Annotated in this window: 26 protein-coding genes; 8 read left to right on the top strand and 18 right to left on the bottom strand. The window is 66.2% G+C overall.

Annotated features, from left to right (window positions below; all coding sequences use genetic code 11):
• Positions 1-16 precede the first annotated feature (16 nt).
• The 10 genes from ACYVJ8_RS07025 to ACYVJ8_RS07070 all read right to left on the bottom strand — a co-directional run bounded on the left by ACYVJ8_RS07025 (position 17) and on the right by ACYVJ8_RS07070 (position 10,865).
• Positions 17-1,297: a glutamate-5-semialdehyde dehydrogenase gene (locus ACYVJ8_RS07025; protein WP_460710620.1), complete on the bottom strand. Its 1,281-nt coding sequence runs from the start codon at positions 1,295-1,297 to the stop codon at positions 17-19.
• Complete coding sequence (gene proB / locus ACYVJ8_RS07030) at positions 1,294-2,457, bottom strand: glutamate 5-kinase (protein ID WP_460710622.1); 1,164 nt, start codon at positions 2,455-2,457, stop codon at positions 1,294-1,296. Before proB ends, ACYVJ8_RS07025 begins: the two co-directional genes overlap by 4 nt.
• Positions 2,457-3,746, bottom strand: a complete 1,290-nt coding sequence (gene argH, locus ACYVJ8_RS07035; protein ID WP_460710624.1) for an argininosuccinate lyase — start codon at positions 3,744-3,746, stop codon at positions 2,457-2,459. Before argH ends, proB begins: the two co-directional genes overlap by 1 nt.
• Positions 3,747-3,756: 10 nt before the next feature.
• Positions 3,757-4,701, bottom strand: coding sequence for an N-acetyl-gamma-glutamyl-phosphate reductase (gene argC, locus ACYVJ8_RS07040; protein ID WP_460710626.1), 945 nt, complete (start codon positions 4,699-4,701; stop codon positions 3,757-3,759).
• Complete coding sequence (locus ACYVJ8_RS07045; RefSeq protein WP_460710628.1) at positions 4,694-5,311, bottom strand: GNAT family N-acetyltransferase; 618 nt, start codon at positions 5,309-5,311, stop codon at positions 4,694-4,696. The genes argC and ACYVJ8_RS07045 overlap by 8 nt, the downstream gene beginning before the upstream one ends.
• Before the next feature lies 1 nt (position 5,312).
• The gene (locus ACYVJ8_RS07050; protein WP_460711089.1) at positions 5,313-6,620 is read right to left on the bottom strand and encodes an acetylglutamate kinase; all 1,308 of its coding nucleotides are present in this window, start codon (positions 6,618-6,620) and stop codon (positions 5,313-5,315) included.
• Positions 6,621-6,682: 62 nt separating this feature from the next.
• Positions 6,683-7,783, bottom strand: a complete 1,101-nt coding sequence (locus ACYVJ8_RS07055; protein ID WP_460710630.1) for an acetylornithine deacetylase — start codon at positions 7,781-7,783, stop codon at positions 6,683-6,685.
• Between the two features lie 43 nt (positions 7,784-7,826).
• Complete coding sequence (locus ACYVJ8_RS07060) at positions 7,827-9,020, bottom strand: argininosuccinate synthase (protein WP_460710632.1); 1,194 nt, start codon at positions 9,018-9,020, stop codon at positions 7,827-7,829.
• A 52-nt stretch (positions 9,021-9,072) separates the two neighbouring features.
• Positions 9,073-10,101, bottom strand: coding sequence for an N-acetylornithine carbamoyltransferase (locus ACYVJ8_RS07065; protein ID WP_460710634.1), 1,029 nt, complete (start codon positions 10,099-10,101; stop codon positions 9,073-9,075).
• Positions 10,102-10,424: 323 nt separating this feature from the next.
• Positions 10,425-10,865 carry a hypothetical protein gene (locus ACYVJ8_RS07070; protein ID WP_460710636.1) on the bottom strand — a complete coding sequence of 147 codons (441 nt, stop codon included), beginning with the start codon at positions 10,863-10,865 and terminating at the stop codon, positions 10,425-10,427.
• A gap of 129 nt (positions 10,866-10,994) precedes the next feature.
• Here ACYVJ8_RS07070 and cysS point away from each other — a divergent pair, with 129 nt between their 5' ends.
• The 4 genes from cysS to ACYVJ8_RS07090 all read left to right on the top strand — a co-directional run bounded on the left by cysS (position 10,995) and on the right by ACYVJ8_RS07090 (position 14,912).
• Complete coding sequence (gene cysS, locus ACYVJ8_RS07075) at positions 10,995-12,362, top strand: cysteine--tRNA ligase (protein ID WP_460710638.1); 1,368 nt, start codon at positions 10,995-10,997, stop codon at positions 12,360-12,362.
• A gap of 118 nt (positions 12,363-12,480) precedes the next feature.
• Entirely contained in the window at positions 12,481-12,918 is a 438-nt protein-coding gene (locus tag ACYVJ8_RS07080) for a SufE family protein (protein ID WP_460710640.1), read from the top strand.
• 10 nt (positions 12,919-12,928) lie between these two features.
• A complete protein-coding gene (locus ACYVJ8_RS07085) occupies positions 12,929-14,203 on the top strand; it encodes an MFS transporter (protein ID WP_460710642.1) in 1,275 nt (424 codons plus the stop codon).
• A 67-nt stretch (positions 14,204-14,270) separates the two neighbouring features.
• Positions 14,271-14,912: a CDGSH iron-sulfur domain-containing protein gene (locus ACYVJ8_RS07090; RefSeq protein WP_460710644.1), complete on the top strand. Its 642-nt coding sequence runs from the start codon at positions 14,271-14,273 to the stop codon at positions 14,910-14,912.
• Between the two features lie 99 nt (positions 14,913-15,011).
• Here the strand turns inward: ACYVJ8_RS07090 and ACYVJ8_RS07095 are convergent, their stop codons facing one another.
• The 5 genes from ACYVJ8_RS07095 to dksA form a co-directional block, all read right to left on the bottom strand.
• Positions 15,012-15,506, bottom strand: coding sequence for an immunity 22 family protein (locus tag ACYVJ8_RS07095; RefSeq protein ID WP_460710646.1), 495 nt, complete (start codon positions 15,504-15,506; stop codon positions 15,012-15,014).
• On the bottom strand, positions 15,403-16,077 hold the full coding sequence (locus ACYVJ8_RS07100; protein ID WP_460710648.1) for a phytanoyl-CoA dioxygenase family protein: 675 nt from the start codon (positions 16,075-16,077) through the stop codon (positions 15,403-15,405). Before ACYVJ8_RS07100 ends, ACYVJ8_RS07095 begins: the two co-directional genes overlap by 104 nt.
• Positions 16,078-16,146: 69 nt before the next feature.
• Positions 16,147-16,731, bottom strand: coding sequence for a hypothetical protein (locus tag ACYVJ8_RS07105; protein WP_460710650.1), 585 nt, complete (start codon positions 16,729-16,731; stop codon positions 16,147-16,149).
• A gap of 361 nt (positions 16,732-17,092) precedes the next feature.
• Positions 17,093-17,566 (bottom strand): hypothetical protein, encoded by a 474-nt coding sequence (locus ACYVJ8_RS07110; protein WP_460710652.1) that lies wholly within the window; start codon positions 17,564-17,566, stop codon positions 17,093-17,095.
• 561 nt (positions 17,567-18,127) lie between these two features.
• Positions 18,128-18,490: an RNA polymerase-binding protein DksA gene (dksA, locus tag ACYVJ8_RS07115; protein ID WP_460711091.1), complete on the bottom strand. Its 363-nt coding sequence runs from the start codon at positions 18,488-18,490 to the stop codon at positions 18,128-18,130.
• Between the two features lie 325 nt (positions 18,491-18,815).
• On the opposite strand from dksA, the gene ACYVJ8_RS07120 reads away from it, so the two are divergent.
• The 4 genes from ACYVJ8_RS07120 (at position 18,816) to ACYVJ8_RS07135 (ending at position 21,981) form a co-directional block, all read left to right on the top strand.
• Positions 18,816-19,277 carry a pentapeptide repeat-containing protein gene (locus ACYVJ8_RS07120; RefSeq protein WP_460711093.1) on the top strand — a complete coding sequence of 154 codons (462 nt, stop codon included), beginning with the start codon at positions 18,816-18,818 and terminating at the stop codon, positions 19,275-19,277.
• A gap of 315 nt (positions 19,278-19,592) precedes the next feature.
• Complete coding sequence (gene yidD / locus ACYVJ8_RS07125; protein ID WP_460711095.1) at positions 19,593-19,814, top strand: membrane protein insertion efficiency factor YidD; 222 nt, start codon at positions 19,593-19,595, stop codon at positions 19,812-19,814.
• Positions 19,799-21,130: a dihydroorotase gene (locus ACYVJ8_RS07130; RefSeq protein ID WP_460710654.1), complete on the top strand. Its 1,332-nt coding sequence runs from the start codon at positions 19,799-19,801 to the stop codon at positions 21,128-21,130. Before yidD ends, ACYVJ8_RS07130 begins: the two co-directional genes overlap by 16 nt.
• Positions 21,127-21,981, top strand: a complete 855-nt coding sequence (locus ACYVJ8_RS07135) for a M23 family metallopeptidase (protein WP_460710656.1) — start codon at positions 21,127-21,129, stop codon at positions 21,979-21,981. The genes ACYVJ8_RS07130 and ACYVJ8_RS07135 overlap by 4 nt, the downstream gene beginning before the upstream one ends.
• Before the next feature lie 590 nt (positions 21,982-22,571).
• On the opposite strand, the gene ACYVJ8_RS07140 is transcribed toward ACYVJ8_RS07135, so the two are convergent.
• From ACYVJ8_RS07140 to ACYVJ8_RS07150, 3 genes are all read right to left on the bottom strand, one after another.
• The gene (locus ACYVJ8_RS07140; protein ID WP_460710658.1) at positions 22,572-24,074 is read right to left on the bottom strand and encodes a hypothetical protein; all 1,503 of its coding nucleotides are present in this window, start codon (positions 24,072-24,074) and stop codon (positions 22,572-22,574) included.
• Positions 24,075-24,222: 148 nt separating this feature from the next.
• Positions 24,223-25,158 (bottom strand): GTP cyclohydrolase FolE2, encoded by a 936-nt coding sequence (folE2, locus tag ACYVJ8_RS07145; RefSeq protein WP_460710660.1) that lies wholly within the window; start codon positions 25,156-25,158, stop codon positions 24,223-24,225.
• 106 nt (positions 25,159-25,264) lie between these two features.
• Positions 25,265-25,960: a phytoene/squalene synthase family protein gene (locus ACYVJ8_RS07150; RefSeq protein ID WP_460710661.1), complete on the bottom strand. Its 696-nt coding sequence runs from the start codon at positions 25,958-25,960 to the stop codon at positions 25,265-25,267.
• Positions 25,961-25,969: the final 9 nt, after the last annotated feature.

The raw sequence follows: 25,969 nt of genomic DNA on the forward strand, positions 1-25,969 counted from the left end.
GCCAAGCCACGCCGGCTCAGCCGGCTGGATTCAGCAGATCCGGGTGCCGCACCTGCCCCGCTCCGCGCACTACGTAGCGCTCGATCGTCAGCGATTCCAGGCCCATCGGGCCGTAGGCGTGCAGGCGGGTCGTGGAGATGCCGATTTCGGCGCCCAAACCAAGTTCGCCGCCGTCGTTGAAGCGGGACGAGGCGTTGACCATCACCGCGGAGCTGCGCAGGCCGCGCACGAAGGCTTCGGCGGCGGCGGGATCGTCGCTGGCGATCACTTCGGTGTGGTCGGAGCCGTAGCGCCGGATATGCGCGAGCGCGTCGTCCAGCGAATCGACCACGCGCACGGCGATGACCAGGTCGAGGAATTCGGCGGCGTAATCGGCGTCGGTGGCTGGATGCGCGTCGGGCCAATAGGCGCGTACACGCTCGTCGCCGCGTATTTCGACACCGCGCACCGTCAGTGCGGCCATGGCGTCCGGCAGGAAGACGCCAGCGAACTCCGCATGCACCAGCAGGGTTTCCAATGCATTGCAGACCGCGGGGCGCGAGGCCTTGCCGTCGAGCAGCAAGCGCGTGGCAAGCGCGGGATCGGCGGCCCGGTCCACGTACAGATGGCATACGCCCTTGTAGTGCTTGATCACCGGGACGCGCGCGTGCTCGGCGACGAAGCGGATCAGCCCTTCTCCGCCGCGCGGGATGGCCAGATCGATCAGATCGGTGAGTTGCAGCAGTTCGAGCATGTGTTCGCGCGCCGGATCTTCGATGAGCGAGATGGCCGCTTCCGGCACGCCGAATTCGCGCAAGGCGCGACGCAGGCTTTCCGCGATGGCGCGATTGCTGGACCGCGCCTCGGAACCACCGCGCAGGATCACGGAATTGCCGGCCATCAGGCAGAGCGCCGCGGCGTCCGCCGTCACGTTCGGTCGCGCTTCGTAGATCATCGCGATCAGGCCCAGCGGTACGCGCACGCGCTCGATGCTCAGGCCGTCGGCACGCACGTCCTTGCGTGTCACCTGCCCCACGGGATCGGGCAAGGTCGCGATGCGGCGCAGTGCTTCGGCGACGCCGGTGAGGCGCGCTTCGTCTAATCGCAGGCGATCGAGCATGGCGCCCGCCGTACCCGCGGCGCGTGCGCGGCGCATGTCTTCATCGTTGGCAGCGAGAATCGTGGCGCGATCGGCTCCCAAAGCCGTGGCCATCGCTTCGATCAGGTGGCGGCGCGACGCCGTATCCAGTGCGGCGATCGCGATCTGCGCCTCGCGGGCGGCTTCGGCCAAGGCGCGGACGTAACCGGAACCGGTCATGCGTGTTCCTCTCGGGGCTGTTCGCCCGGCGACAGCATGACCAGATCGTCGCGATGGATCACGGCTTCACCATAGCGATAGCCGAGGATCGATTCGATGTCGCGGCTGTGACGGCCGGCGATGCGGCGCAAGTCGGCGGAGTTGTATTGGGCCAGCCCGCGCGCAAGCACGGTGCCGGAAGCGTCGCCCGCCAGCCGCACTTCGATGAGATCGCCGCGGCCGAATTCGCCTTCCACGGCGGTAACGCCGCCCGGCAGCAGGGAAGCACCGCGCGCGTCCAGCGCCTGCGCGGCGCCGGCATCCACGCGCACGCCGTGCAGGCCCGTGGGCGCATGGCGCAGCCACAACTTTTTCGCGATCAGGCGATCGCCATGCGCTTGCAGATACGTGCCGTGCAACGTTCCCTGCGCCAGTGCGGCGACCACTTCCGCGTCGCGACCGCAGAACAGCACGGTATCGATGCCGGCCGCTGCAGCCTTGCCGGCTGCTTCGAGTTTGGTCCGCATGCCGCCCGTCCCTAGGGCGCCGGCGTCGCCTGCCGCCATCCGCACGATGTCGGGCGTGATCCGCGCGACGTGCGGAACGGGTCGCGCCTGCGGGTCGTGCACGGGATGGCCGCTATACAAGCCGGGAATGTCGGTCGCGATCAACAGCAGATCCGCGTCCACCAGCGCGGCGACGACGGCGGCCAGGTTGTCGTTGTCACCGAGCTTGAGTTCGTCCACCGCCACCGTGTCGTTCTCGTTGATGACGGGAATGGCCTGCAGGCGCAGCAGCTCGCGCAAGGTCGAACGCGCATTGAGATAGCGGCGCCGATTGCGCAGGTCGTCATGGCTGAGCAGCACCTGCGCCACCGGCGCATCCAGCAGCCGCTGCCACAGGGCGACGACATGCGTCTGCCCGAGCGCGGCAAGGGCCTGGCGTTGCGTAAGCCCGGCCGCTTCCGCCTGCAGCACGCTGCGGCCGGCGGCGACCGCGCCCGAGGACACGATCACGACTTCGCGCCCCTGCGCGCGGCTGTGCTTTACGAACGCGGCGAGCGCCGCAGCGAATCTCTCCGAAACGCCGGCGCCGTCCGCGGCCAGCAGGCTGCTGCCCACTTTCAGCACGGCGCGCCGCCATGTGGGCAACGACTGCGTGCCGAAAGCGTGCGCGCCCATCAGGTCAGCGCCGCCCATCGCGCGCGCAAGACATCCAGACGCAGATCCGCCGCCGCGCCGGGAGAGGTGCGCGCCGCCAGGCTCGCTTGCGGATCGCCTTGCTCCCAGCGCGCGGGATCGGCCGCCTGCTTGTAGGCATCGCGGAACGGCATGCCTTGCCGCGCCAGATCGACGGCGAGATCGGTCGCGTACATCGACGGATCGAGCGCGGCGCGCAGGCGCTCCGGCTTCCATTCGAGGTTGCGCAGCAGATCCGGCAGCAGTTCCAGTGCGCCAAGGCCGCGGCCGAAGGCGTGGAAGATCGCGCCCTTGGAGAACTGCAGATCGCGGTGATAGCCGGACGGCAGCGACAGTAACTGTTCGATTTCGGTGCGCGCCGCCGCAGCCGCGGAATACGTGGCGCGCATCAGCTCGATCACGTCGGGATTGCGCTTGTTCGGCATGATCGAGCTGCCGGTCGTGTATTCGGACGGCAAGGCGACGAAATCGAATTCGGCGCTGGTGAACAGGCTCAGATCCCAGGCCAGGCGACGCAGGTCGAGCAGGGCCGAAGACAAGGCTTCGATCGCCGCCATCTCGAACTTGCCGCGCGACAGCTGCGCATACGCGGCCGACACCTGCATGCGGCCGAAACCGAGCGCCTGCGTGGTGTGTTCGCGCGCCAGCGGCAGGTTGACGCCATAGCCGGCGGCACTGCCGAGCGGATTCGCGTCGACCCACGCCAGCGTCTGCTGCGCGCGTTGTGCATCGTCGATGAAGCCTTCGGCCCAGGCGGCCCACCACATGCCGGCCGAAGACACGACCGCGCGCTGCAGATGGGTGTAGCCGGGCAACGGCAGCAGGCTTTCCGCTTCAGCGCGCGCCAATGCGACTTCGGCCGATTCGCGGCACAGCGCGGCCACGCGCGCGAGCCGGTCTTTGAGCCATAGGCGCGTGGCGACCAGGATCTGGTCGTTGCGGCTGCGGCCGGTGTGGATCTTGCGGCCGGCATCGCCGAGGCGTTCGACCAGGCGTGCTTCGATCGCGGAATGGCCGTCCTCAAAGCGCTCGTCAAGCACGAACAGGCCGCGACGGAAATCTTCGGCCAGCGCCGCTAGTTCGCCTTTCAGTGCGTCGAGCTCCTCTCCGCTAAGGATGCCGATCTGCTGCAGGCCTTCGGCGTGCGCGCGGCTGGCCTGGATGTCGAACAGGAAGAACTCGCGATCGAGGATCACGTCTTCGCCGGCCAGGAATTTCTGGATGCGTGCGTCGACCTTGACGCCGGGTTTTTGCCAGAGCAGATCGGACATGGTCGTTGCCTTACACGGGGATGCCCGCGGTTTCGTCGAAACCGAAGGCGAGATTGAGGTTCTGCAAGGCCTGCGTCGCCGCGCCCTTGAGCAGGTTGTCTTCGGTGGACACCACCACGAGCCGGCGTCCGTCGTCCGCCAGCGTGAAGCCGCCGACGTCGACATGGTGGGCGTTGGCGATGTCGCTGACCCACGGTGCCGCATCCGCGACGCGCACCAGCGGCTCGTCCGCGTAGCGCTCGCGATAGCGCGCGGCCACTTCGTCGCGGGTGAACGGGCGCTGCAGATGCAGGTTCGCGGTGATCGTCAGGCCGCGGAAATACGGCGCGACGTGCGGCATGAACTCCACCGGGTGACCGAGTTGGCGGGTGACTTCGCGCTCGTGCACGTGCCCGGTCAGGGCATACGGCATGAGGTTGTCGCGCAGCTTCTCCGGATCGTTCTTGTCGGACGGCGTCGTGCCGGCGCCGGAATAGCCGGATACGCCGAAGCACTGCAGCGGTCCCTCGACGGCGTCCAGCATCGGCGCTATCGCCAATTGCATGGCGGTGGCATAGCAGCCGGGATTGCTGATGCGCCGCTGTCCCGCGTACTTCGCGCGGGTCAGTTCCGGCAACCCGTAGTACCAGCCGTCGTCGAAGCGATAGTCGGCCGACAGATCGATGATCAGCGTCTGCGGCGCAATCGCGTCGGCCGCGGCCACGAACGGCGCCGCCTTGCCGTTGGGCAGTGCGAGTATCAGCGCATCGACGCCCTGCCCCGCGGCTTCCTCCGGGCCATAGGCGACGTAAGTGAGATCGCCCGAGTAACCGGCCTCGTGATCGCGCAGCCGCTGACCCTCGCGTTCGCGCGAGGACACGAAGGCCAGTTCGAAGCGCGGATGCGCCGCGATCAGCCGGATCAGTTCCGAGCCGACATACCCGCGCGCGCCGACGATACCGATCCGTTCAGCCATGACGGTACTGCTCCAGCTTGAACTGCAGATGGCGCTTCACCGCCGGCCATTCCACGTCGATGATCGAAAACACGACCGTGTCGCGCGGGCTGCCGTCGCTGTGGCGGCGGTTGTTGCGCAGCACGCCGTCCTGCTTCGCGCCCAGACGCGCGATCGCGGTGCGCGAGGCGTGGTTGAACCAGCTGGTCTCGAAGACCACAGCGATGCAGCCCAGCGTCTCGAAGGCGTGGGTGAGCAACAGCAGCTTGGCTTCGGTGTTCAACCCGGTGCGCTGCACCTGTTTCGCGTACCAGGTGTAACCGATGCTGACCCTGGGAACGACCGGGTCGGGCTCGTAGAAGCGCGTCGAACCCACGATCTCACCATTGGCGGCGCGCACGGTGAACGGCAGTGCGCGGCCTTCCGCCTGCATGTCGAACGCGGCCTGGACATAGGCCTCGACGCCTTCCGGCGCCGGCACGTTCGTGTACCAGCATTTGGACAGCTCACCGTCGCCCAGCGCCACACGCAGGCCCTCGGCGTGCGCCGGCCGCAGCGGTTCCAGCGCGACGTGTTCGCCGCGCAGCAAGGGCACGCGCTGCCAATCGGTCGGAAGTTGCACGACGCTCATCTCAATCCTTCAGGGTGGCCGGCCGCGTACGGCAGTGTTCCACGCAACGCTCGATCGCGTCGAAGCCGTCGAACCCGTACCAGAACACCTTCCACTGCGGCTGCTTGAGGCAACCGTCGGATTCGGCGTAGTAGAACGGATTCACCGGATTGCCATGGCGCGAGCGCCAGAACAGGCTCGGGTTCTGCTCGCGCATCACCTGCCAGACGGCGCGCCCCAGGCCCTCGCCTTGCGCCTCGTCGAGTACGGCGAATTTGTCGAGATACGTGCCCGCGTCTTCGGCGGTCAGGATCACCGCCGCGCGATAGTTCTCGCTGACGTAGGCGTGATGCAGGCGCGTGCGCTCGAAGTAATCCGGCAGCAGCCGGCGACCGAAGGCGGATTCGATCAGGCCGCGCAGACGCTCCAGATCGAGTTCTTCCCAGCGCGCGGCTTGCAGCACGCGCTCACCCCGACGCACCAGCGTGCCCGAGCCCTTGTGGGTGAACAGTTCCTTCGCCAGATGCGAAGGCTTGGTGATCGACACCGACGAGGACAGCGGCAGTGCGTACAGCAGGTCCTTGATCTGTTCGATCTTCACCTTCATGCCGCCGTTGATCCACGGCTGCTCGATCAGGTGCTCGTACTCGGTGGACAGGTTGATCGAATCGATCACCTTGCCGTGTTCGTCGAGCAGACCACCGGTGCCGGTCAGGAACACGATCTTGTACGGCTGCAGGGTCTTGATCAGCTCGTTCGCCGCCCAATCGGCATTGACATTGACGATCTGGCCGTCGGCGGTTTCCGCCAGCGAGGCGATCACCGGAATCGAGCCGACCTTGATCGCCGCCTGGATGCCTTCGATGTCTACGCGGGTCACCTTGCCGACCAGTTCGTACACGTTGCGATCGAGGAATTCGGCCTCGAACACGCCGGACTGGATCGAGGTCGCGCGCACGCCCTGCTCCTGCAGGGCTTCGACCAGGCGCAGGTTCTCCTCGCGCATCACCCGGCGCACGACCGCCAGCACCGGGCCGTCGGTGACGCGCAGGTTGTTCACCGTGCGCTTCTCGATGCCCGCCTTCTTCATTTCCTCGTCGAGCTGCGGGCCGGCGCCGTGCACGACGATCGGCGTCAGTCCGACCTGCTGCAGGAAGGCGAGCGAGGACACCAGCGCGTCCATGTCGTCGCGCAGCACCGCGCCGCCGACCTTGACCACGGCGAAGCGCGAAGCGTCGACCCCTGAGAAGCGCTTCAGGTACTGCTGGATCTCCTTCGCGCTGGCCATGTTGGACAGCAGGCGGACGATCGTGTTGCGCATGTCGGTCATGGTGGCTTTGGGCTCGGCGTTCTGGAACTTGCGCGCTGCGGGGACGGAATCGATCTGTGCGTTCATGCGGATGAATCCAGCAGGCGCTGGTAGGTGGAGGCGGCGGTGGCGAGCTGGTCGAACGCCACCCACTCGTCGGCAGTGTGTGCCTGGGCGATGTCGCCGGGTCCATACACCAGTGCGGTGAGGCCCGCGGCGGAGAACAGCGAGGCTTCGGTCCAGAAATCCACGGCGTTGCCGATCGGCAGGTCCATTGCATCGGCCAGATCGCGCGCTTGCAGGCGGCGCTGTTCGGCGCCGGCGATGTTGCCGCTGGGCAGCGACGGGCCGTGGAAGGTCTCCTGGTACGACTCGATCGCCGCCGCGCCACGCAGCGAACGGAAGTGCTCGTGCAGCGCGTCGATCGGCATCGACGGCAGCGGCCGGAAACCGAACCGCACTTCCGCGCTGGGCGCGATCATGTTCGCCTTGATCCCGCCCTCGACGCGGCCGATGTTGAAGCGTAGGCCGGTCAGGCCGCCGAAACGCTGGTGCGCCTGCGACTCGACGAACTCGAGCGCGTTGTGGCCCCAGCGCATCGCGTCGTGCAGCGCACTGGTGTGCAGCGCATCGGCGCCGGAGGCATGTCCGGCGTGCCCGCGGAACTTCATCAGCACCGAGGCGATGCCGCGATGCGCGAGTACGGCTTCGCAGCGGGTCGGCTCGGCGACGATGGCTTCACTGAATCCGTGGTCGCTGGCGAGGAACGCGGCGATGCAGCGCGCGTCATTGGCTTCCTCGTCGGTGCTGAAGAGGAAGGCGGCATCGCCACTCGTGCGCGCGGCCGCGGCCAGTAGACCGGCCGCCGCGCCCTTGATGTCGCACGCGCCCAGACCGATCGCGCGGTCGCTGGTGAGCCGCAGCTTCAGCGGATCCGCCGACCACGCCTGCGACGACGGCACCGTGTCCAGGTGCACGTTGAACAGGCGCGACGGATTGCCGCGCACGGCGAGCAGCGACACCGCGCCCGCGCCGTGATCGGTGACTTCCACACGGAAACCGTCGAGCTGCGACCGCAGGTAGTCGAAGATGCCGCCGGTACCGATGTCGCGCGGCGGATTGCGGGTGTCGTACGACACCAGCGCTTCGAGGTGCTGCAGGGTCTGGGCCAGCAGGTCGGTCATGCGTTCACCAGGTCGAGATTGGGCACGTATTTGCGATTCACGCTCAGCGATTCACTTCGGCCCACAGGGTGCTGCTCATGCCGAACAGCTTGATGAAGCCTTCGGCCTCGGCCACGCCCCAATCCGCCGCCTGCGCATAGGTCGCGCCCTTGGCGTTGAGGATGTGCCTGGATTCGATGGCCACGGCATTGACCACGCCGCCCTGCGTTTCCAGCACGACGTCGCCGGTGACGGTGGACTGGCTGGAAGCGAGGAAGGCTTCCAGGTCGGTCTTGAGCGGATCGTGATAGAAGCCCTCGTACACCAGCTCCACCCACTTGCGCGCAACGTCCGGCTTGAAGCGGTTCTGCTGCTTGCTCAGCACCGCCTCTTCCAGCGCGCGGTGCGCGGTGAGCAGCGAGATCAGGCCCGGCGCCTCGAAAATAATGCGGCCCTTGAGACCGATGGTCGTGTCGCCGGTGTAGATGCCACGGCCAACACCATAGGCCGCGAACAGCGAGTTGAGCCGGGCCAGCAGCGTATGGCCTTCCATCTTCTCGCCATTCAGCGCGACCGCTTCGCCGTTGACGAAGCCGACCTTTACCCGCAGCGGCTCCGCCGGCCATTCGGCGCGCGGCTTGCACCAGCCGCGCGCGCCCTCGCCCGGCGCCTGCCAGCGGTCGATCTCGCCGCCGGACATGGTCAGGCCGAGCAGGTTCTCGTTGATGGTGTAGGCCTTCTGCTTGGCGCGCACGCCGAAGCCGCGTTCTTCCAGGTACTTCTGCTCGTAGGCGCGGACTTCGGTGTGTTCCTTCTGGATTTCGCGGATCGGCGCGACGATCTCGTAGTCGCCCAGCGCCTTCACCGCCAGGTCGAAACGCACCTGGTCGTTGCCCATGCCGGTGCAGCCGTGCGCGATGGCCTTGGTGCCCAGCTCGGCGCAGCGCCTGAGCGCGGCGTCGACGATCAGGTAACGGTCGGAGACGAGCAGCGGGTATTGGCCCTGGTAGCCCTCGCCCGCCCACACGAACGGCTTGACGAAGCCTTCCCAGATCGCCGGGCCGCCGTCGACGGTGACATGCGAAGCCACGCCCAGTTCGGCGGCGCGCTGCTCGATGAAGGCGCGTTCCTCCGCGTCGACGCCGCCGGTGTCGGCGAAGACGGTATGCACGTTCCAGCCGCGTTCCTGCAGATAAGGCACGCAGAAGCTGGTGTCGAGGCCGCCGGAGAAGGCTAGGACGATGTCGCGATTGCTCATGGGAATTCCGTGGGGGCGATGTGTTGTATGAAAGGAGCGTTGCAAAGAAATGTCAGCGGACCAGCGCGGCCATGATCGCCTTCTGCACATGCAGGCGGTTCTCGGCCTCGTCGATGGCGATGCACTGCGGCGAATCCATCACCGCGTCGGTGGCCTTGACGTTGCGGCGCAGCGGCAGGCAGTGGCTGAAGACGCCGTTGTTGGTCAGCGCCATCTTCTGTTCGTCGACGATGAAGTGCTTGAACTGGTCGCGGATGGGCTTCTCCGGCGCCCAGTTGCCGAAGAACGGCAAGGCGCCCCAGCTCTTGGCATAGACCACGTCGGCGCCGCGGTAGGCGCTTTCGATGTCGTGGCTGACCGCGAACGAGCCGCCGCTTTCGGCAACGTTCTGTTCGGCCCAGCCCATATAGCGCTCGTCCAGCAGATAGTCCGGCGTCGGGCACAGCAGGGTCACGTCCATGCCCATGCGTGTGGCGATGGTCAGGGCGGAGTTAGCCACCGCCGTGTTCAGCGGCTTGGGATGGTAGGTCCAGGTCAGCACGTACTTCTTGCCGCGCAGGTCGGTGGTGCCGAAGTGCTCCTGCAGCGCGAGGATGTGCGCCAGCTCCTGACAGGGATGGGTGATCGTTTCCATGTTGATCACCGGCACCGGCGAGTACTTCGCGAACGACTTCAGGACGATGTCCTCGCGGTCGTAGCCCCAGTCGACGAACTTGGGAAACGCGCGTACGCCGATCAGGTCGACGTAGCGGCCGAGCACCTGCGCGACTTCCTTGATGTGCTCCTCGGTGTCGCCTTCCATCACCGTGCCCAGGTCGAACTCGATCGGCCACGCATCCTTGCCCGGCTGCAGCACGATGGCGTGGCCGCCGAGCTGGAACGCGCCCAGCTCGAAGCTGGTGCGGGTGCGCATGGACGGATTGAAGAACACCAGCGCGATCGAGCGGCCCTTGAGTTCCTCGCCGAGCTTGTATCGCTTGAAGTTGGCGGCCTGCGTGAGCAGGGCGTCCAGGTCCGGGCGGGACCAGTCCTGGGTGTTTAGGAAATGCTGCTGGACGGCAGGCTTGTGGATGGACTTCATCGCGGTCTCCAAGGACAAATCAGTAACTCGTCGCTGGGCCGTAAAAACAAAAGAGCCCAGCGCACAGGCTGGGCTCTTCGTGTGTCATGCCATCGTTCAATCCAATGGCGCGGACGCGCTACCCAGCCAGCAGTGGCGGGAACGGTCGGCGCGCGCGCGAGGTCATGCCCGCCGCCATCCAGGCGGAGGTCATTACGTCAGCGTCGGCGCGCAGGGTCTTCATGAGGGCGCGAATGTTTGCACGGCCCGCCCCCCGACGCAACCTGTCGCCCATCACGATGCGGAATGAGCCGTTATGAGGGCCTGAAGTCGGGGCCGTGCGGTCAGGGCGTGGTCGCGCCCGGCACGGCCGGGGTAATGGCGATGCGGATGCGCAGGCGGTTGCCCGGGTCCTCGGGCAGGCGCGAGCGGAACTTGGCGCCCTTGTAGACGTAGTCGACGTCGTAGGCGATCGGGCGGCGGAATTCGCGCTCGACCGGCACGTTCTGGCAGTTGCTGCCCTTGTTGTCGTCCCGGCGCAGGACGTCCTTGATCGCCCCGACGGCGCGCGAGAGCCGCGATTTCTCCTCAGGGGTGGGTTCGCAGCGCTGTTCGGTGCGCGTCGCAGTAAGGGTCTGGTAGACCGGCGTCACCCGCAGCACCTGGGCGTAGTCGTAGCGGACGTTCTCCTGCTGGATGACCGTGTGCTGCTGAGCCACGGCCGGGCCGGCCAGGAATGCCAGGCAAGTCAGCAGAATGGACAGCCACAGACGGAGACGGGTCATCGCGCTCGAAATTGGTCGAATGGGGGAATTGTAGGCGACCGCCGCGGCGAGGCCCTGAATCCCGGCTTAGGCAGCAGGCCCGCTAGAGTCCAGGCCCGCTAGAATTGCCGCACTTCCAGCGGTACCCCCATGAGCCTGCAACTCTTCAACAGCCTGACGCGCCGCGTCGAACCCTTCGCGCCCCTCGATCCCGCCCGCGTGACCATGTACGTGTGCGGACCGACGGTCTACAACTACGTGCACATCGGCAATGCGCGCGGCCCGGTGGTCTTCGGCGTGCTCGCCGACGTGCTGCGCCGCCGCTACGGCGGACTGGCCTACGCCCGCAACATCACCGACATCGACGACAAGATCAACAACGCCGCCGGCGAACAGGGCGTGCCGATCTCGGTCATCACCGACAAGTTCGCCGCCGCCTACCGCGAGGACATGGGCGCGCTGGGCGTGCGCCCGCCGGACCTGGAACCGACCGCCACCGGCCACGTCGCGCAGATCATCGACATGATCCAGCGCCTGATCGATACCGGCCACGCCTACGCGGCGGAAGGCCACGTGCTGTTCTCGGTCGCCAGCTTCGACGGCTACGGCAAGCTCTCGCGCCGCGACACCGAGGAAATGCTGGCCGGCGCGCGCGTCGAAGTCGCCCCGTACAAGCGCGACCCGGGCGACTTCGTGCTGTGGAAGCCCTCCACCGGCGGCCTGCCGGGCTGGGACTCGCCCTGGAGCTACGGCCGCCCGGGCTGGCACATCGAATGCTCAGCGATGGCCGAGGCGCATCTGGGCGAAACCATCGACATCCATGCCGGCGGCGTCGACCTGCAGTTCCCGCACCACGAGAACGAGATCGCGCAGAGCGAATGCGCGCACGGCGGCAAGCCGTTCGCGCGCTGGTGGCTGCACAACGGCATGCTGAACTTCGGCGGCGCCAAGATGGCCAAGTCGGTCGGCAACATCCAGCGCGTGCACGACCTGGTGCGCGAGCAGCCGCCGGAAGCGCTGCGTTATTCGCTGCTGTCGGCGCACTACCGGCAGCCGCTGGAGTGGTCGGACGCGCTGATCGAGCAAAGCATCCGCACGCTCGACCGCCTGTACGGAACTTTGCGCGATCTGGCCGGTGTGGAAGCCACGGCGCAGATTCCGGCCAGCATCGAGGCCGCGCTGGACGACGACCTCAACACGCCCGCCGTGCTCGCCGAGATCGCCCGCATCGCCGCCGAAGCGCGCAAGGCGGAGAGTCCCGCCGACAAGCAGCGCCTGAAGTCGGAGCTGCTGGGCGCCGGCCTGGCGCTGGGCCTGCTGCAGCAGGGTCCGGCGGCCTGGTTCGCACGCGGCGCGTCCAGCGACGACGATGCGCGGATTCAGGCGCTGATCGACGAGCGCGCCGCGGCCAAGAAGGCGCGCGATTTCGCCCGTGCCGATGCGATCCGCGAGCAGCTCTCCGGTGAAGGCGTCCTGCTCGAAGACACGCCGCAGGGCGTGCGCTGGAAGCGAGGCTGATTAACACGGCGGCGCGCCGTCAGCCGCGCCGCCGCTGGAAACCGTCGTTCCGGCCAGCGTTCCCGACGAGTAAAGACCGCGCGACGATCGCGCCGGCCAGCCGCAGTAAAATTGCCCCATGGACGCTTCCACTTTCCCGCTCGAAGCCAGCACCGGCGACGCCCAGAGCGCCATCCGCGAAGAATTCGCCTTCTTCGGCGACTGGGCCGAGCGCTACCAGTACCTGATCGACCTCGGCCGCAAGCTGCCCGTCTTCCCGGAGGCGGACAAGACCGAGGAGCATCGCCTGCACGGCTGCCAGTCGATGGTCTGGATCGTCGCTTCGGGCGGCGCGGAGCGCCTGGATTTCCGGGCCATCAGCGACTCGGCGATCGTCTCTGGCCTGATCTATCTGGCGTTGCGGGTGTATTCGGGCCGCAGCGCGCAGGAGATCCTGGCGGCCGAGCCGGACTACATCGCCGAGATCGGCCTGGCCAAGCATCTCTCGCCGACCCGCAGCAACGGGCTGGCCGCCCTGCTCGCCTTCATCCGCGACCGCGCGCAGAAGGCGCTGTGAGCGCGGCTTCGTGAGCCAGGCGGCAGGGACCGACGCTCCTGGCGAAGGCGCTGGCATCCGGGTTCTACTGCGCAACCGCGGTTTCACTGGCCTTTTGACCTATCGCCTGCTGGGCATGCTGTCGTACCAGATCGTCGCGGTGACGGTCGGCTGGCATGTCTACGAAATCACCCACGATGCATTCGCGCTGGGCCTGATCGGCCTGGCCGAGGTCATCCCGTATTTCTGCTTCGCGCTTTTCGCCGGTTACGCCGTCGATCATCTGCGGCGGCGCGTGCTCGGCATGCTGGCCTGCTTCGGCTTGTTCCTGACCACGCTCACGCTGGCAGGCGTCGCCAGCGGCGTGATTCCCGCAGGGGCGTTCGGCTACGCCACGCTGATCATCTACGCGGCGATTGCGGTGAACGGCATCGTGCGTGCGTTCCTCGCGCCGGTGTACATGTCGCTGTTCGCGCGCGTGCTCAAGCGCGAGCAGTTCGCGCGCGGCGCGGGCGTCAGCAGCGTGGTCATGCAAACCGGGCTGGTGCTCGGTCCCGCGATGGGCGGCTTGCTGGTTGCCTGGGGCGGCAAGAGCGCCGCGTATCTCGTCGCCGCCGGTTTCGCGGCCGCCGCGGCCATCGCCGTGATCAGCTTGCGCGTCACCGAGCCCCCGCTCCCGACCGAACGCGCCCCGATATTCCAAAGCATCGGCGAAGGCCTGCGCTTCGTCTTCCGCACGCAAGTCGTGCTGGGCGCGCAGGCGCTGGACATGTTCTCGGTGCTGTTCGGCGGCGCGGTCGCGCTGCTGCCGGCCTTCATCAAGGAAATCCTGCACTACGGCCCGGAAGCATTGGGCCTGCTGCGCGCGTCGCCCGCCGTCGGCGCGGTGCTGATCGGCGTGTACCTGGCGCGACGCCCGCTGCAGCGTCATGCCGGCCGCGTGCTGCTGGTCGCGGTGGCCGGCTTCGGCCTGTGCATCATCGGCTTCGCGCTGTCGCGCTATCTGTGGCTGTCGGCGCTGATGTTGATGCTTTCGGGCATGTGCGACGGCGTGTCGGTGGTGCTGCGCTCGACCATCCTGCAACTGGCGACGCCCGATCACATGCGCGGGCGCGTGTCCTCGATCAACGGCATCTTCATCGGTTCATCCAACGAGCTGGGCGCCTTCGAATCGGGTGTCGCCGCGCGCCTGCTGGGGCTGGTGCCTTCGGTGATATTCGGCGGCTGCATGACTCTGCTGGTGGTGGCGACGACGGCCCGGCTGGCGCCGCGTTTGCGACGGCTGGACCTGCGCGAACTGCACTGAGCGTCGCTGCGCCGGTGTCGCTGCCGCGGCGTAGACTGCAGGGGACAGCTCAACCGGGGAGACGGCCATGAGCAAGGAAACCGTGCGCGGCCAGAAGGTCGTCATCCATTTCGATGGCGAGCGCTGCATCCACTCGCGCAACTGCGTGCTGCAGCACCCGGACGTATTCGTGCCCAACGTCGAGGGCGAGTGGATCCATCCCGACGCGGTGAGTCCGGAGGAAGTCGCGATGATCGCGCGCTCGTGTCCCTCCGGTGCGATCCAGTACGAGCGCATCGACGGCGGCGAACAAGAGCCCGCGCCGGTCGTGAATCTGGTGCGCCTGCGCGAGAACGGGCCGCTCGCCTTCAACGCACCGCTGCGGATCGCGGGGCAGGACGAAGGGCTACGCGCGACGCTATGCCGTTGCGGCCTGTCGAAGCGCAAGCCGTTCTGCGACAACAGTCATGCCGAGGGCGGCTTCGTCGCCAGCGGCGAACGCGCGCCGAAGGAATCGCAGCCGCTAGCGGTGCGCGATGGTCCCCTCGCCGTAGAACCGCAGAAGAACGGACCGCTCAAAGTCACCGGCAATCTGGAAATCGTCAGCGGCACCGGACACACCCTCGACCGCGTCACCGAGACCTGGCTGTGCCGCTGCGGGCATTCGAAGAACAAGCCTTATTGCGATGGGTCGCATCGCAAGGTTGGGTTTGAGGCGGATGGGGCCTGATCTGTCGCTCATGAAACAGAAGCTCCGCAGGTAGTAGGACATTCGTAGCTACGTGCAGAGCGAGAGCTGTTTGTCTGCCCGCGCGGCGATTTGTTCCCTCTAGCGCTGCGCGTCGCACTCGAACCGTCCGAGATACTTCAACGAGGACCTTTCTGGTGTCATTGGGACATTTGGACAGAAGAGGCAAATGGCGCAATTTGCGCTGAGGTCCGAACGGACCCGAGGCACCCACTGCCCTGCATATGAGACGCCCCGCAGCAGCTCTGCGACGTTACGTGCAGTATCGAAGTGAACGGCCTCTATGGCCGCAGGCTCATATCCCTTGAGAGTGACTTCTCGCATGAAGGATGACGGAACCATGTCACCCTCTTCGGAGTAGCTAGGCTCATAGAACTCCCGAAGCTTCTGGCGGCTCGAAAACCGGCTCTTCGATACAAAAACATGCACATAAATCATGAGGCAGACCCTCTGACCCGAGCTCTTCCAATGGTCAGACCGCATACCGCCACCGCAGCCCATGCGGCAGCGACGGCGGACCGAACAGAATGTGGAGGACTCTGCGCAGGCTGCTGCCCGTTGCCTTGGACGAGGCATGCAGCAGCAAAGGACGCATCGCCATTACCGATCCGCGCGCAGCCGTACACCGAATCTCCTCGGATCGCGCACGAATTTCGAAGGCGGTACCGGCATCGACGCGCCCCATCCTGTGGGACCCCGGCACAACGCGGAGCGGGCCATCGTCGTCGCCGCAGGGATCGAGGTGGAGGCGAACCGCGATCAATTGCTGCAAGACCTCCACAGGGGCTTGGACGTAGAGCGAGCCTTCCTTTTCCGACCAGCCGCTGAGCGGGGCATCCGCGATCCTCTCCGCCACGGGAATGCTGAGGTCCTGGTGCACGGGCACCAGCCAGTTGGTGGCGATGGATTTTTCGAAATAGGTGCACTGCGCCGCCACATGGTCAGGTGGGATCAGTGAAGAAAGTGCGGGATGCCGGCGGATGCTGATGGCAAGCGCGGCGCACCAGTCAAAGTCCAATGAGCAGCGCGTGCCGGGCGTGCCCTTGGTTTGCAGTGCCTCGGAAACTTGTAGGCATTCTTCGTCCGTGAGGACGCCGGGAACTATGGCAAAGCCTCTTTCTTCAAGTTCGCGGTCTGGCACGGACATATCGTTACTCTGCGTTGCCTGTTCAATATTTCCAGCTCTTGCGATGTTCCAAGGCCGCAACGGAACCGGCTAGTCATCGTGGCGATGAATTTCGCAGTGGTTCTGGTTCTGACAATCCAAGCGCCACTCCCCCTCCTCGTTTCGCAATTGTCTGGGACGCAAGTAGACCTGCGCTTCGAAGTCCTGACGAAAGGAATCGCTATTGGGTTCGGGCGTGAATACGCGCGCGAGGCCCATTCCGAAAACACCTTCCGAGCCACGAGGAAGAGTGCCCGCGCAGTCGTCCGGGTCGGAGAAGATCACCCATAGTTCGCTGACCTTCCCCGCATCGTCTTCTTTCCAGCCGCGTGCCACGGCTCCGCGTATGAAACCGAATCGGGGATCGATCGGGCGGCCATTCCGCCGAACCTCATTGGCGAGCGCGGCACCGATCGCGGTGCCATTGTCCATGCGCCATCGCGACCCGGGGTCGATGACGCGTATCGTACGCAGGTAAACCAGCGGTTCCCAACAGTTCGAGTAGTACAGATAGGCGCGGCGCGTCGGATCGTTGGGAAAGAGGACCACACCGACGCCGCTTCTACCGTCAGGGACTTCTCCGACCTCTACGTTGTCCGCGCCGAAGACCTGGCGCAGGACATCGGGCGTGCTCATGGGTGTGAACAGACCAGGGAGTACGAGTCGTGCCGGCACTTCACTGGCCTCTGCTGCGACGGGCTGCGGTGCGCTTGCAGGCGCCTCTACGGGCGATGGCTGCGCTGCTTGTGATGCACGCGGAGCTGTTTCGCGAATGCAGGCCGCTAACAACAGTACGCAGACCATCATGAGGCCAGCGCGTGCTCTGGTGATTCGACTCATCGCCCTTCCCTTTTGCCGGACTCCGCGGACCGGGGCTCATCCTGAGGGGGTGTCGCGATCTTTATGCCCGCGCTAAGGCAACACCGGATTGCTTGGCACGCAACGGTCGGCATGGGCGATACCGACGCGGGGCTGGGCTAGCAAAAAACTGGGCGAGTCAAAATCTATTGAATTTGACGAGTTTGTTGTTTGCAAAGATAAAGGTCATGTTTTTGACTTCTATTCTTCGATTCTTGTCAATCAAAGTCTTATAGAACAACTCCACCGTGTCCTTTTTGGCGCTTCTGTTGGTAGGCGCGCCGAATTTTTTCAAGATGCTGTCAATGCCGTCTCCGATGTTGAAGTTGAGCGTAAACGTCTCCCAAGTAATAATTTTCCAATGCGTCCAAGCGACCCGGACAGCAACAAGCGCAAAAGGGAAGGCGCAAAGTAGAGTCGTCAGAATTTGTCTGGCCACGATACTTTTTAGGCCCTGGAGAAAGTCAAATCCTTCCCCGCCTAAAGAGGCGACAACAATTCCAACAATGAGCCCACCAACGCCACCGATAGCGGCCGCCTTCACAAGATAAGATGCCAGCCCTTTGTCGAGCGTCTTCGCTTGCATCAGCTTTCTTTTGTCTTGCTTGCTCATAAATTCTTTTGCAGCCACAGAAAACTTGACCGGGTGGTCATCCTGAGGGAGCTGTTGCGATCTCTACGCACGCGCTAAAGCAACGCCAGATTGCCTAGTGCGCAACGGTCGGCATCGGCGATGCCGATGCGGGGCCTGGCTCCAGAGCGCAGCGAGCCGCCTCTGCTCCTTAGTAGATGCGCCCACGATGTGTGACGGGCAGGCGGTGCCGGTGGGTAGGCGTGACTGTCAGCGGCATGGATGCCGCTGACAAGCCTCCATGGACGGATTCACGGCGTGTCACGCCTGCCCACCGGCGCCGCCTGCCCGCGCCGAGATCGCTACCGCCGACAGCACGTCCCCTCACCCTGCTTCGCTGCGCGAAGCTGTCCCTCTCCCCGCAAGCGGGGCGAGGGAGTTCATTGCGCCCCGCTCGCCTGGTCGGCCAAGTCGAACAGCCACTGCGCCGACCTCGGAAACCCGGCGCGCCATGCCAACACCGGATTGCGTGGCACGGCTCCAGCAAGCAAAAAGCCCGGCCAGAGCCGGGCTTTTTGCTTTACTGCGATGCCGCCTGAGCGATCAATCGCCCATCTGCTTCTGCATATGCTCCCACCGCTCCTGCGCATCGATCGTGCGCTCGGCGGTGAGGCGGGCTTCCAGGCGTTCCAGGCCGATTTCCTCGCCGGTGTCGACGCAGAAGCCGTAGTCGCCCGAATCCACGCGCTTGAGCGTGCTGTCGATCTTGCTGATCAGCTTGCGGTAACGGTCGCGGGTGCGCAGTTCGAGCGAGTTCTCGGTTTCGCGGGTGGCGCGCTCGGCTTCGTCGCCGACGTCGCGCACTTCGTCCTTGAGGTTCTCGATGGTCTGCTTGGATTCCTCGACCAGATCCGCGCGCCACTTCAGCAGGCGCTGGCGGAAGTACTCGAGCTGCAAGGGGTTCATGTATTCCTCGTCCGGCGAAGGCACATAACCCTTCGGGACGATCGGGCGGCCGGTGGCCTCATCGTTCTGGTAGTCCACGACTTTGACCTTGCCGCGCGGAGCCGGGGCCTTGTCCTTGTTGGCGGCGACGGCGACGGCGACCTTGCCGGCCGGGCGCTGCGGCGATGCGGGGCGCGACGGGTGGTTACCCACGTCCGGCGTGCCGGTGGGGGCGGTCTTTGCGGTTTCCACGGACTTGCTCACTGCGGTCTTGGCCGGGGTGGAGGCCTTGGCCGGCGTGGCCGAAGCCGCCGGAGCAGGCGTCGCGGGAACCGGGGCCGTTTTGGTGGCCGGACGCGGGGCCGGCTTCTTGACCACCGTCGAAGGCTTGGCGGCCGGAGCCGGCGCCGCCTTGACGGAGTCGTTCTTGATAGGGGCGGTTTTGATAGGAGCGGCTTTGATAGGTGCGGTTTTGACGGGAGCGGCTTTGACCGGAGCGGTCTTGGCTGCGGGCTTGACCGGAGCGGTCTTGGCCGGGGCGGGCTTGGCGACCGCCGGCTTCTTCGCCGGGGCCGCTGCCTTCTTGGCAGGCGCCTTGGCGGCGACGGGCTTCTTCGCTACGGCTTTTTTGGCGGGAGCCGCCTTCTTGGCAACAGGCTTCTTGGCGACCGGCTTCTTGGCAGGAGCCGCCTTCTTGGCAACCGGCTTCTTTGCCGCGGACTTGGGGGTCGGCTTCTTGGTGGCCTTGGCGGCCTTCTTCGCGGGTTTCTTTGCTGCCACGAGCGGCGTGTCCTCTTCCTTCGAATGAACGGCTCGAACGTCCCTGCGCAGTGCCGAAGCAGCCTTGCAATCGGTTCGATCGCCCAGAGTTGGGGTCCTGGCTGGAAAAAGCAATGCGCCTTTCGTCAGCCCTGCCGCACGACCCTATATCTGGAAAGCGCGCTGTTATACCCTGCCCCGGCTACCGCGGCAACCGCGCTTTCATCGCACGTTCGCTCGCGGTTTTACGCTATTGAAGTCAGCGAAGTCGCAACGGGCCGGCGCCGCTCGAGCCCAGATCGCACCGTCGCCAGTAACCGCCTGTAGACATGAAGGAATCGTGATAGACCGCCTGCTCATTCTGATGCTGCGTGGCTACAAACGCTGGATCAGCCCCCTGCTGGGGCCGGCTTGCCGCTTCCATCCCACGTGCTCGGTCTACGCGATGGAAGCCATTTCGCGTTTCGGCGCTCTCAAGGGCAGCTGGCTGGCCGTGCGCCGGCTGTTGCGCTGCCATCCCCTGCACCCCGGCGGCTTCGATCCGGTGCCGCCGCTCAATGGAAAGGCCCAATGTCATCGACACTGATCGTCAACGCCCGTCTGGTCAACGAAGGCCGCGAATTCGACGGCGACCTGCGCATCGAAGGCGGCCGGATCGCCCAGATCGGCACAGGCCTGCACGCGCGTACGCACGAGACGGTGGTCGACGCCAACGGCCGGCGCCTGTTGCCGGGCATGATCGACGACCAGGTGCACTTCCGTGAGCCCGGGATGGAATACAAGGCCGACATCGCCACCGAGTCGGCCGCCGCCGTGGCTGGCGGGCTGACCAGTTTCATGGACATGCCCAACACCTCGCCGCCCACGCTCGATGCGGCGGCGCTGGAGGACAAGTACCGCCGCGCGCACGGGCGCGCGTGGGGCAATTACGGCTTCTACATGGGCGCCAGCAACGACAACCTGGAGGCGATCCGCCGCATCGATCCGCGCAACGCGCCAGGTGTGAAGGTGTTCATGGGCGCATCCACCGGCAACATGCTGGTCGACAATCCGCAGATCCTCGACGGCATCTTCCGCGACGCGCCGGTGCCGATCATCACGCACTGCGAAGACACGCCGATGATCGATGCCGAGCTGGCGCGCTTCAAGGCGAAGTACGGCGACGATATTCCGCCGTCGGCGCACCCGGACATCCGTTCGCGCGAGGCCTGCCTGAAGTCGAGCGAGCTGGCGGTGTCGCTCGCGCGCCGGCACGGTTCGCGCTTGCACGTGCTGCACATCAGCACGGCGGACGAATTGGCGCTGTTCGAACCCGGCCCGGTCGAAGGCAAGCGCATCACCGCCGAGACCTGCATCCATTTCCTGCGTTTCGATCGTTCCGACTACGAGCGCCTGGGCAACAAGATCAAGTGCAATCCCGCGATCAAGGAAGCCTCCGACCGCGAGGCGCTGATCGCCGCGCTGGCGAACGATGTGATCGACGTGCTCGCCACCGATCACGCGCCGCATACGATCGAGGAGAAGGCGCGGCCGTACCTGTCAGCGCCGTCGGGCCTGCCGCTGGTGCAGTACGCGCTGCTCGCCGCGCTGGAACTGGTGCACGAAGGCAAGCTGACCACGGCGCAGGTGGTGCAGAAGTTCGCGCATGCGCCGGCGAAGTTGTTCGACGTGCATAACCGCGGCTTCCTGCGCGAAGGTTATGCGGCGGACCTGGTGCTCATCGACGATACGCCGACGACGGTGCACGCCGACGATGTGCTGTCCAAGTGCGGCTGGTCGCCGTTCGAGGGCATGTCTTTCCACTCGCGCGTGGCTTCGACCTGGGTGAACGGTGTGCTCGCGTGGGACGGCCGGCAGCTGGTGGGCGATGCCATGGGGCAGCGGTTGGAGTTCGATCGTTGAGGCATGGCGTCACGCTCACCGCCGCGCTGCTTCTGGCGGCGTGCGCCAGCACCGCGCCCCGCCCTGCTCCGCCAATCGAAACCGCGCAGGCGGAGGACCGTCGCGTAGTCTTCCCGGCGGCCGCCTCGCAAGGGGCACTGGTCTTCGGCAAGGTACCCGCAGGCAGCGTCGTGCGCTACGGCGAGCGTGAATTGCACGCGACGCCCTATGGCACGGCGGTCTTCGGGATCGGGCGCGATGAAGCCGGTCCGGTGCGCGTCGAGGTGCAACGCGCTGACGGCAGTCGCGAGGCCGTGAGCATCGCCGTCACGCCACGCGATTGGCCGATCGAGCGTGTCGAAGGTGTGCCGCCCGACACCGTCAATCCGCCGCCCGACATTGCCGCGCGCATCGAGCGCGAGCAGGCGCTGGTGGCTGCGGCCCGTCTGCGCGACGACGACCGCACCGACTTCGTGCAGCGCTTCATCTGGCCGGTGCAGGGGCGCGTCAGCGGCCGCTTCGGCAATCAGCGTGTGTACAACGGTACGCCGAAGGCGCCGCATTCGGGGATGGATATCGCCGCCGAAGCGGGCACGCCGGTGCTGGCGCCGGCTGCGGGCGTCGTCACGTTCGCCAATGCGGATCTGTATCTGACCGGTGGCACCTTGCTGCTGGATCATGGGCACGGGGTCAGTTCCAACTTTCTGCATCTGTCGCGGATCGACGTGCATGTCGGTGACCGGGTCGAACAGGGTCAGGTGATCGGGGCGGTCGGTGCCACGGGGCGTGCGACGGGACCGCATCTGCATTGGGGAATGAATTGGTTCGATGTGCGGATCGATCCGCTGCTGGTGCTTGAGCGCGGCCAGTAGCCCCGTCGACGTTGGTTTTTCTTTGCGAAGCGGGGCGTGTACGGGTGGGCAGGCGGCGCCGGTGGGCAGTCGTGACACGCCGTGAATCCGTCCATGGAGGCTTGTCAGCGGCATCCATGCCGCTGACAGTCACGCCTACCCACCGGCACCGCCTGCCCTCCACACATCTCGGGCGCGTCTACGAAAGAGCAAAAGCAACTCGCTGCGCTCGCTCCCCCTCATCTGCCCTTCGGGCATCTTCTCCCCGCACGCGGGGAGAAGAAGGGCTCCGGCGCCGAAGCGGCGATCTGTACGCTCGCGATAAGCGCTGCCCGATGGGATGGGGGTGCGGAGAGCGGACCAGGATGGTCCGCGGCCCCGACTAAAGGCAGGGATGCCGTCCGGAGGGGCGGAGCACCCCCGTCCCGTCGGGTAGCGCGTCCCAACGAAGACGCCGCGCCGAAGCCGACAAAAGCAACGTCCCTGGATCCCCGCCTTCGCGGAGATGACGAGCAAAAGCGAAGGGATGATGAGCAAAGCGTAAGGATGACGGGCAAAGACAAAAGAAAGCGGCCCGGCATCGCTGCCGGGCCGCATGGGAGTGACGCGGATTACTTAGCTGCGCCGGCGCTGGGTTTCGCCGATGCCGTGTTCACCGCATTGACCGGAATCGCCCACGAGAAATCCGCGCGCGTATACGGTGCAAAGCGCGGATCGTTGTTGAAATCGATCGGCGCGTCGTAGTCCGGCGGATAGTTCAACGTCGGCAATTGCAGCGGCGAACCGCTGAGCGGCGATCCCGCCGTAGCCACGCCATGGCAGCTCATGCAGTTGCTGGATTGACCCGCCGGAATGCCGCTCGACGTCTCCAGGAACGGATTGAAGCAGACCACCATGTCCTTGGACGCATTCCCCGCGGTCTGATTCCAGGCCGAGCACATCGCGTAATTGCGCCACGCCCCCATGACCTTGTCGGTCATGCCCTGCTTGCTGCCGGGGAAGTGGTTCGGCGTATCGGCACCCGGCTGCCACCAGAACGTCTCCCACGTCCAGTTGACCGTGGTCTTGCTGTTCACGTGCATGCCGCCCAGCACGCCATAGTCGCCCGCATCGGCAGTGAGATTCTGGCCCCCGTCGCCAGAGTTGTTGACCAGCGCATTCCACGCAGTCGCCTCGTCCGCATCCATCTTGAAGCTGTAGATGGTCGCCAAGGGTGCGTACAGATAGTTCTTGCACGACATCGACGAGCCCGGAACCATCTGCGCGATCTGCGCAGGCGTCGCGGGCACCGGCGCGGTCGCCGGATCGGCGGCCCCGTTGGGATCGAGCAACACGCAGTTGAACCACGTCTCCGGTGTGGCGTTCGCCGGCGTCGTCGACTGGTCCGGGCCCATCCACAGCGGCATCGGCGTCAGGCCCTTCGCCTTCACCAGGAAGATCACCGGCTTGGTTTCCATGGCGGCGAATCCACGCGCCGTCCCCTGATCGGCCCGATAAGGCGCATCGACCACCTTGCGCGCACTGATCGGCGTCCCCGTCGGCCATGCCGCATTGAGCGCGGCGAGGCTCTGCATGGTGGTGTAGTTGTACTGCGCGCCACCCGGACCCGGATGCTGGGCCGCCAGGTACTTCGCCATCGGCGGATTGAACTTGTTGAAGGACACCACCTGCGTGTCGCTAGGCGTTGCGGCGCCCAGTAGGCGTGCGGAGTGACCGATCTGGCTGGGCCGCTGGAACTTGCGCGCCGGGCGACGCAGCGACGTACAGCCGGCCGCGCTGAAGACTTCCTCATTGCCGCACCAGGTTTCCCAAACCGGCAATGTCGCGCCGTTCCAGGTCTGGCCCGAGTCGCTGGTCATGCCCGCCCACAGATTCCATGCAGTGGCGGTGATGGCGTCGATCTTCCAGGCATCGGCCCAGGCCTGGAATTGCACACGATCCCCCGGATAGCCGTATCCGGCGGGGACATCGACGGGCTTGATGCCAGCGGACGCGGATGCGTCCGCCGCGGGCGCCGGTGCTGCCGTAGCCGAAGATTCGGATGACGTTTTGTTGCCGGTACACGCACACAGGACCAGCGCGCTGGACACCAGCGCGAGCAAACGAAGTTTCACGATGGACCTCCTCTGTCGATCGGATCAGGAAACAGGGAGGCCGACGCGCCCCAAGTCCTCGCACAGCACTCCCTGCTGACATAGCCACGGCGAGTCCGCCGCGACGCAGGCAGCTTAGGAGAACGGGGACAGGTTCACAAATGCGGCCTTACGCCGCGCCACGCCCGCGACCGGAAACCTCAGCCACCGCATCGTGCGCGTGCAGGCTTTCGTAATGCGCGACGCGCGCTTCGAAGCGCTGCACGCGGTCGTCGTTGCCAAGCGCGGCGGCCACGCGGCGCGCGGCGTCTTCGCAGAACATCAGGTTCTCGGCGTTGAGGCGGGCGAAGGCCTGTTCGTCTTCGCGCTTCACCGCGGTCTGCACCGGGGTGCCCAATGCCTGCTCCACCGCGTCGACGAAAGCGGTGAGCGGCAGCTCGTCGAATGCCGGCTGCAGTTCGACCCGGATATCGGCGCGGCTGCGCTGCGCGTGCGGCGTCGCAGCGAGGCCGCGTTCGGACGCGAGCCATTCATGCACCGCGGATGACAACGGACGCGTGTCTGCGAAGTCCTGCGCGAATCGCTCAGCGTTGAGCTGACGCGACAGCGCCGCCGAGGCCGGACAGGTGCTCGAATATTCCACCGCGAAGCGCAGCGCCAGGCGCAGATGACCATCGATCAGCGCGGCATCGATCTCGACCGGATAGCGTTTCCAACCGGCGTTGTCGCTGGCCAGCGCAGGCCGCAGCATCAAGTGCTCGTAGCGCAGCACCAGGCGTGCGCGCGTGGACAGCCCGCCCTGCGTGTCGACCAGGGTCTGCAGCACGCGGCGCAGTCCGGCCGGCGTCACCGTTTCGCTGGCGAAGGCGTGCTGCAACTGCAGATAGAGCCGCGACATATGGATGCCGCGCGCATCCGCATCGCGCAGATCGACGGATATGTCGACCGACGCCGGTACCGTGAGCGTCTCCGTTCCGGAGGCCACGCGCAGCGGCAGCGCGATGTTGGACATGCCGACCCAGTCCAGCGGACGCGCCAATGCCGCCGCATCGAAGGCGACGTCGGGCAGCTGGCGGGAAGATTCGGGGCGGGCGTTCACGGACACGAAACAGGTCTCACGGCTTTCGCGGTCGCGGCATTCTACCGGGCTCGCCGTCATGGCCCCTTGCTGCGGGCAGAACGGATCGATTCGGGATTGCGGCATTGAATCTTCAACCGCGCGCCGCCCGCCATGCGGCCCAAAGCGCCTGAATGGCCGGTACGGGCTGGACGGGCTGGCCCCGCCGCAGGCGTGCCTGGGCCAGGCCGGCGAGCAGTCGGCGCGGTCGCGCGGCGTCCGCGGGCGTCTTCACCGGGTCCACCAACAGGCGGGTCCATTCCGCGAGGGCGCCCTCTTCACCGACCTGCGCCAGCACCTGCAACGGCGCGGCGGCGGCGGGATGATGCGCCAGGCGGAGGTGCAGCAAGCTCGCGACGACGAGGGGCTCGGCCGCGCCGCCGCCGAACAGCGTCTGTTCGATGGCGGCAACCGCTGCGCTGAAGTCGCGCAATTGTGCGCGCGCGTCGGCGGCGTCGATAGGACGCTCGCGACTTTCCCGCAACGACGGCAGAGAGGCCACGAGCAAGGGCCACGCGGAGGAATGCTTTTGCAGCACCGCACCGAGCGGATGGCGGCGCGCGCCACGTGCCCAGCCCTGCAGCTCCTCCATCCACCAGCCCAGTTTCGCCTCGCCAGGACGCGGGTCGCTGCCGCCCCACGCCGCGTCGGTGAGTTCCTGTTGCAACGCCATCCACGCCAACGCCAGCTCGCGTTGCGAGTGCGGCACGAAAACTTCCGCGACCGACCATTCCGGCCAGCGCGCGCGCCATTTGCCGATGAAACTCTCGATGGCCTCCCGATCGCTCATGCCGGCGAG

The sequence above is a fragment of the Lysobacter terrae genome (assembly GCF_054782215.1).